Below are 6,838 nucleotides of genomic sequence, written 5' to 3'. Positions count from 1 at the left end.
CTAATTCGAGCCGGCTACCGGCGGCAATCCTGAGATGTCAGATGCTGGTCACACGGTCTGCATCCCGAGAGCCGAACCGCCAGCGAGAGAGCGAGGCGCCGCAACCGAGGCGCCGCACGCGCGCCGCGTGATCGAACTGGTCGAACGCCATCGGCGCGATCAGCTGAGGCACGCCGGCGGCGAGCGCGAGCGAGACGGTGCCGACCCCGCCGTGATGAACCAGAGCCGCGCAGCTCGGCAGCACCTCGCTCAGCGGCGCGTACTCGGTGAAGAAGGCGGCGTGCTCGAGGCCCTCGAGCGCCTCCATCGGCTGCTGGGAGAGAACGAGGCACCGCCGGCCCAGCCGCACGCAGGCCTCGATCGCCGCGCGGTAGAGCTTGTCGGACCCGAACCGCGCGGATCCGAACGTGATCGCGATCGGCTTCTCGCCCGCGCTCAGAAACGCCTGGAGCGCCGGATCGAGGCGCTCCGAGCGCGCGCCGAAGAGGTCCGCCCGCGGGAAATCGAGTTGGCGGGCCTGCTCGGGCCAGTCCGGCTGCGGGGCCGCGAACCAGTCCGGGAACAGCAGCGCCATGCGCCGACGCGGCCGCCACCATTTGCGCAGGTTCTGGATCGGCGGCAGGCCGTGCTCGGCCCTGAACGCGTTGAGCTGCGGCAGAAGTCGCGGCGCGATGGCGTACTTGTACGCGCCGGTCTGCAGCTTCCACTTCAGGGTAGGCGGCAACCAGCGCGGCAGGGGCAGAAAGGGCAGCCGCGGCGGCTCGTGCCGGCTCGGAAGCAGGATGGGCGTCAGATGCGCCCAGACCACGGGGACCTTGAGGATCTCCTCGGCCACGCGGGCCCCGAACGCCAGCGCGGAGGCGACCACCACCGTCTCTCCCGGCTGGTGATTGCGCGCGATGAACTCGTAAGTCGGCCGCGCGAGCTCCGGGAGCGCCGAGAAAAGGCGCTGCGGTCCCAGCCATGGGCGCCAGAAATCCGGATGGTCGAACAGGCCGGCGTATTCCGCCGTCGACATCAGCGGCTCGAAGGCGACGCCGGCCCGCCGCGCCGGCGCCTCGAACGTCTCGGCGCTGGCGAGCGTGACCTCATGACCGCGGCGACCGAGCTCCGCCGCCATCGCGATGAATGGCAGCACGTCGCCGTATGTGCCGATCGACACGACCAGTACGCGCATCATCTCGCCCGAACGCCCCAGGCGTCGCCCGGGCATGAATTACATATACGTGATCGAGAGCCAGAAGTGCTTACCCCTCAATGCGCAAATCCGCGCATACAAAAAAGCCGGAGCGCAAGGCTCCGGCTGGACAGTCGCTAGAGAGAGAGGGAGAGGGCCGACCGCTCAGTCGGCCTTGGCGGTCGGCACGCGCACGACGTTCCACACCAGCCCGAGCTTCTCCAGGCCGGAGATGATGTAGCCGTTCACGTCGATCTCGTACCAGGCGAGCCCGGCATAGGCGTTGCGCGGGTGCTTGTGGTGGTTGTTGTGCCAGCCGTCGCCGAAGGTCAGCAGAGCCAGGATCCAGTTGTTCTTGGCGTGGCTGTGGTTCTCGAACCGCTCCGACCCGAAGGTGTGGCCGATCGAGTTCACGGCGAGAACGATGTTGAGGAACAGGAACGTCCGGAGGAACCCGCCCACCAGCATCGAGCCGATGCCGTGCTCGAGACCGCCGAAGGCGTAGCCGAACAGGAAGGGCGCGCCCGCCATCGAGACGAAGGCCCAGAACCAGCGGGTGCGGTGGCACCACATGATGACCGGGTCCTGCTGGAGATCGCGCGCGAACACGTCGAGATCCGTCGTCGTAGCGTCGGCAAGCCATCCGATATGGCTGTGGAACAGCCCTTTCAGCGTGCCCTCGTTGTTGCACATCCCGTCGACGACCGGGCTGTGGACGTCGCCGCACTGGTCCGCGTGCGCATGGTGGCGGCGGTGATCGGCCACCCAGCGCAGCACCGAGCCCTGGCAGCAGAGCTGCGCCAGGATGCCGATCGCATAGCGCATCGGCGTCGAGGTCTCGAAGGCGCGGTGGGTGAAATAACGGTGGTAGCCCATGCCGACGCCGACATTGATGACGACGTAGCCCACGGCCAGCGAGGTCCACTCGATCCAGGTCATCTGGTGGGTGAACATCCACCAGACGCCGAGCATGGCGCCGACCGCCATGCCGCCGATCAGCGTGCCGTATTCCAGCCGTTTCCAGAGCGCGTCGCGGCCACCGACCTTGACGCCTTTGCGTGGGTGAACGCGCTCCTCGGCTTCGCCGTGGAGCGGTGCAAGATCGAGTGCGACCATTCCTGACCTCATCGCTACGCGATCAGCCACGGAGCGCCGCTTTCTCAGCGGCGCAGGCGCACGCCCTCGCTCCCGATCGCGAGGGTTAATGAAGCGTTAACGCTCGGAAAAAGCGAGTCGGAAGTTAGCGGAAGGTTAACCGGCGAAGTTTTTTGTCAAGCCGCATCCGGCTCCACGTGCCATTTCGGGACGAAAAGCCTCAGAGCGGAATGTTGTCGTGCTTCTTCCAGGGGTTCTCGAGCCGCTTGCCCCGGAGCATCGCGAGCGCGCGGGCGACACGGCGGCGGGTCGATCGAGGCAGGATGACCTCGTCGATATAGCCGCGCTCGGCCGCCACGAAGGGCGACATGAAGCGATCCTCGTATTCCCTGGTCTTCTGCGCGATGCCGTCCGCGTCGGCGCCGCGGAAGATGATTTCGACGGCGCCCTTGGCGCCCATCACGGCGATCTGCGCCGAAGGCCAGGCGTAGTTGACGTCGCCGCGCAGATGCTTCGAGGCCATGACGTCATAGGCGCCGCCATAGGCCTTGCGGGTGATCACGGTGACCTTCGGGACGGTCGCCTCGGCGTAGGCGAACAGCAGCTTCGCGCCGTGCTTGATGAGCCCGCCATACTCCTGGGCCGTGCCGGGCAGGAAGCCCGGCACGTCGACGAAGGTGACGATCGGAATCTCGAAGCAGTCGCAGAAGCGCACGAAGCGCGCCGCCTTGCGGCTCGCGTCGCTGTCGAGAACGCCCGCCAGCACCATCGGCTGGTTGGCGACGATCCCGACCGTGCGGCCCTCCATCCGGCCGAACCCGGTGACGATGTTGCGCGCGAAGGCTTCCTGAATCTCGAAGAAGTCGCTCTCGTCGACGGTCTTCAGGATCAGTTCCTTGATGTCGTAGGGCTTGTTCGGGTTGTCCGGGATCAACGTGTCGAGCGAAGCGTCGAGCCGGTCCGGGTCATCGAAGGACGGCCACTCGGGCACGCCTTCGATGTTGTTGCCGGGCAGGAAATCCATCAGCCGGCGCATGTCGACCAGAGCGTCGACGTCATTGTCATAGGCGCCGTCGGCGATCGACGACTTCGTCGTGTGCACCTTGGCGCCGCCGAGCTCTTCCGCGGTGACCGTCTCGTTGGTCACCGTCTTCACGACGTCCGGACCGGTCACGAACATGTAGGACCGGTCGCGGACCATGAAGATGAAGTCGGTCATCGCCGGCGAATAGACGTCGCCGCCCGCGCACGGGCCCATGATCACCGAGATCTGCGGGATGACGCCGGAGGCCAGCACGTTGCGCTGGAACACTTCGCCATAGCCGCCGAGCGCCGCGACGCCTTCCTGGATGCGGGCCCCGCCCGCGTCGAACAGGCCGATCACGGGGGCCCGGTTCCGGATCGCCATGTCCTGGATCTTGGTGATCTTCTGGGCGTGCGCTTCGGACAGCGAACCGCCGAACACCGTGAAGTCCTTCGCGAAGACGAAGACCTTGCGGCCATTCACCGTGCCCCAGCCGGTGACGACGCCGTCGCCGGGGATCTTCTGCTTCTCCATCCCGAAGTCGCTCGAGCGATGCTCGACGAACATGTCGTATTCTTCGAAGGAGCCGGGATCGAGCAGGATCTCGAGCCGTTCGCGAGCCGTCAGCTTGCCGCGCGCGTGCTGGGCGGCGATGCGCTTCTCGCCGCCGCCGAGGCGGGCGGTGGCGCGACGCTGCTCGAGCTCCTGCAGAATGTCCTTCATCGCGACGCCGCCCTTCAAATATCAAGGATGTTGCGGTGCAGCCGTAGCCCGACCGACGCGGCCCGGCAACGTCGACAAAGGAGGAAGACGGCCGAGCCTGGGGCGCTCCCCCCGCGGGACTCAGGAGCCGGCTTGGTTTTGGCCCGCGCGTCCGGCCGCCCAGGGGGCGGCGGCGCTCAGCGGGGCGAGAGGCTCAGCGTGATGACGCGGGCGGCGGCTTCCATCTCGACGCGCCGCGCCTCCTGGCGGGCCGCGGCCTCGGCGTCATGCCCCCAGAGCTCAGTGTTCCAGCCCTCGTCGACATTCGCAGCGGCCCAGGCCTGCTCGACCGTGTGCCAGCCCCTCAGGACGCCGAGCGCCAGCAGGGCCGAGCCGGTCAGGGTGGTCATCGTGCTGAGCGCCGCGAGCACGAAATGGTCGTCCCGGGGCAGCGCCTGCCGCACCGCCTCGAGTGTGTCTTCCGGCTGGTCGACGAACATCACGCCCTGGGCCAGCACGAAGCGGACGCCGAGATCGTCGCGGGCGAAGGCCAGCACCGGATCCCAATGCTCCGTCTGGCGCGCAACGAGCCGGTCCGGCGTGTCGGCCCGGTAGCAGACGAGGTCGCTCGACGCGTATTTCACGATCTCGGCCACGACCGCGTCGCGCTCGGACGCGACGCCGTCGATCGCCACGTTTGCGATGCGGGTGAGCGGCATCGTCCGCGGATCGATGACGTCCTGCTGGGCGCGCCATTCCTCGGCCACGGCTTCGGCGAGGGCGAGCGACGAGAAGGTGAGAGCGGCCTTGGCCGGGGTCCTCACCTTGCGGCGATCGAGCGTCACGAAGAAGCGGCCCGCGTCGTCGAGAACCTCGACTGTCTTGTAGAAACGCTTCGGGAGCGAAGCCTTCCCGAGCGCTTCCGGAGCGATCTCAACCATCACGCGGCCTCCACGGCGTCCAGCAGCCCAAGAACCCCCGGCAGTTCCTCAAAGCTCTCCAGTATGGTTTCGGCGCCGGCGGCGAGCAGGCGCTCGCGCGGGTGATAGCCCCAGGCGACGCCGATCGCCCGAGCGCCCGCGGCCCGCGCCATCTCCATGTCGAAAGTGGTGTCGCCGATCATAACGGCGCATTCGGCCGCCACGCCCGCCTCGGCGACCGCCTGAAGCACCATCGCCGGATGAGGCTTCGACGGCGCGTCGTCGGCCGTCTGGCGCGTGACGAAGCGGTCCTCCAACCCGAAACGCTCCAGAAAGTGCGCGACGCCGCGTCGGGAGTTGCCGGTGGCGAGGCCGAGCAGGACATCCTGCCGGGCCGCCAATGCTCCGATGATCTCGAGCGCGCCCGGATAGAGCGCCATGCCGTCGGGCGAGCTCCTGCGGCTTTCCATGAAGCTGCGCTTGAAGGCCTCGCCGATGTCCTGCAGCGGATGATCGGAGGCCTCGGCCGAAAGCTCCGCCACCGCTTCCGCGACCGAGAGTCCGACGATCGCCCGCACGGCCTCCCGCGTGGGCGCCGGCAATCCGTGCTGCAGATAGGCTTCCGCCATGGCCGCCACGATGGCGTGCTGGCTGTCGAGGAGCGTGCCGTCGACGTCGAAGATGACGAGCTTCATGGGCATGAACTAAGCCCCTCGGCCCCCGCGCACAAGCGACCCGGGCCGACGGGCGCTCAGTCCTCCGGCGCGTCGACGATCGGGTCGTAATCGCTGGCGTCGAAGCCGAGCACGCTCCACGACTGCGCCATGTGCGGCGGCAAGGGCGCAGAGACGTCGAGCACATCGCCATTCGCGAGCGGCAGCACGAGCCGCCGCGCGAGAAGGTGCAGCCGGTTCTGCAAGCCGCCCGGGAACTCCCAGTTCTCGACGTTGAAGTATTTGGGATCGCCCACGATCGGATGGCCGATATGGGCGCAATGGGCGCGCAGCTGGTGGGTCCGGCCCGTGACCGGCTTCAGCGACAGCCAGGACAGCTTCTGCCCGGCCTGGTCCACCACCGCGTAATAGGTCAGCGCGTGGCTGGCGCCGTCGTCGCCATGATCGGCGACCTGCATGCGCTCGCCTTCGGGCCCGTCGCCCTCGCCCTTGGCCAGATAGGTCGAGATCCGCCCCTGCCGGACCCGCGGCACGCCGGCGACGAGCGCCCAGTAGATCTTGCGGGTGAGCCGGGAGCGGAACGCGCGCGCGAGCTCGGAGGCGGCCAGTCGCGTCTTGGCGACGACCAGCACGCCGGCGGTATCCTTGTCGATCCGATGGACCAGGCGCGGCTTCTGGCCCTGCCGGTCGCGCAGCGCCTCCAGCAGGCCGTCGACATGCCGGGTGGTGCCCGAGCCGCCCTGCACCGCCAGGCCGAACGGCTTGTTCAACACCAGGATGTCCCGGCTCTCGAAGAGCGTGATGTCCTTCAGGAACCGCGCGTCCTTGTCGTCGCTTGACGGATGGCGGACGGCGGGGGCCGCGACGCCCTCGGCGTCGTCGTCCTCGTTCTTCAGCGGCGGGACGCGGACCTGCATGCCGGCCGAGAGCCGCGTCGCGGTCTTGGCGCGCGCGCCGTCGACGCGGATCTGACCGGTCCGGCAGAGCTTCTGGAGATGCCCGAAGGCCAGCGCCGGAAAGCGCTCCTTGAACCAGCGATCGAGGCGCATGCCCTCTTCGGCCTCACGGACCGGGATCGTCTGGACGCCGGCGGACTTGCCGGGAAGCGCCGGCAATGGCCTGGAGGCCATCGCAAGGCTCTTCTCCACCGCCGAACGAGGCGCGCCGGAGGCCTTCTGGGCGGCGGGCTTCTGAGCCGGATTGCGGAACGCCGCGCCGGCTGCGGCCCGAGCCGCGGCCTTGGTCG

At 68.3% G+C, this 6,838-nt stretch carries 6 protein-coding genes; all 6 read right to left on the bottom strand.

Going from position 1 to position 6,838, the window contains the following annotated elements; all coding sequences use genetic code 11:
- Positions 1-37: 37 nt before the first annotated feature.
- Positions 38-1,180, bottom strand: a complete 1,143-nt coding sequence (locus ACIKT0_RS10590; protein ID WP_407105317.1) for a glycosyltransferase — start codon at positions 1,178-1,180, stop codon at positions 38-40.
- A 162-nt stretch (positions 1,181-1,342) separates the two neighbouring features.
- Positions 1,343-2,293, bottom strand: coding sequence for an acyl-CoA desaturase (locus tag ACIKT0_RS10585; RefSeq protein WP_407105316.1), 951 nt, complete (start codon positions 2,291-2,293; stop codon positions 1,343-1,345).
- Between the two features lie 199 nt (positions 2,294-2,492).
- Positions 2,493-4,019, bottom strand: a complete 1,527-nt coding sequence (locus ACIKT0_RS10580) for an acyl-CoA carboxylase subunit beta (protein ID WP_183393879.1) — start codon at positions 4,017-4,019, stop codon at positions 2,493-2,495.
- 176 nt (positions 4,020-4,195) lie between these two features.
- Positions 4,196-4,939, bottom strand: a complete 744-nt coding sequence (locus tag ACIKT0_RS10575; protein WP_407105315.1) for an ATP12 family chaperone protein — start codon at positions 4,937-4,939, stop codon at positions 4,196-4,198.
- Positions 4,939-5,619 (bottom strand): HAD-IA family hydrolase, encoded by a 681-nt coding sequence (locus ACIKT0_RS10570; protein ID WP_407105314.1) that lies wholly within the window; start codon positions 5,617-5,619, stop codon positions 4,939-4,941. Before ACIKT0_RS10570 ends, ACIKT0_RS10575 begins: the two co-directional genes overlap by 1 nt.
- A gap of 50 nt (positions 5,620-5,669) precedes the next feature.
- A partial coding sequence (locus tag ACIKT0_RS10565; protein ID WP_407105313.1) for an RluA family pseudouridine synthase occupies positions 5,670-6,838 on the bottom strand: 1,169 nt, incomplete at its 5' end.

Source organism: Hansschlegelia beijingensis (genome assembly GCF_045505405.1).
Classification (GTDB): Bacteria; Pseudomonadota; Alphaproteobacteria; order Rhizobiales; family Methylopilaceae; genus Methylopila; species Methylopila beijingensis_A.
This window is presented reverse-complemented; position numbering and strand designations above follow the sequence as displayed.

Bases quoted from the DNA above. Each gene is read 5' to 3' on its own strand.
- ACIKT0_RS10575 (WP_407105315.1), bottom strand. From the start codon at position 4,939: ATGGTTGAGATCGCTCCGGAAGCGCTCGGGAAGGCTTCGCTCCCGAAG.
- ACIKT0_RS10590 (WP_407105317.1), bottom strand. From the start codon at position 1,180: ATGATGCGCGTACTGGTCGTGTCGATCGGCACATACGGCGACGTGCTG.
- ACIKT0_RS10580 (WP_183393879.1), bottom strand. From the start codon at position 4,019: ATGAAGGACATTCTGCAGGAGCTCGAGCAGCGTCGCGCCACCGCCCGC.
- ACIKT0_RS10585 (WP_407105316.1), bottom strand. From the start codon at position 2,293: ATGGTCGCACTCGATCTTGCACCGCTCCACGGCGAAGCCGAGGAGCGC.
- ACIKT0_RS10570 (WP_407105314.1), bottom strand. From the start codon at position 5,619: ATGCCCATGAAGCTCGTCATCTTCGACGTCGACGGCACGCTCCTCGAC.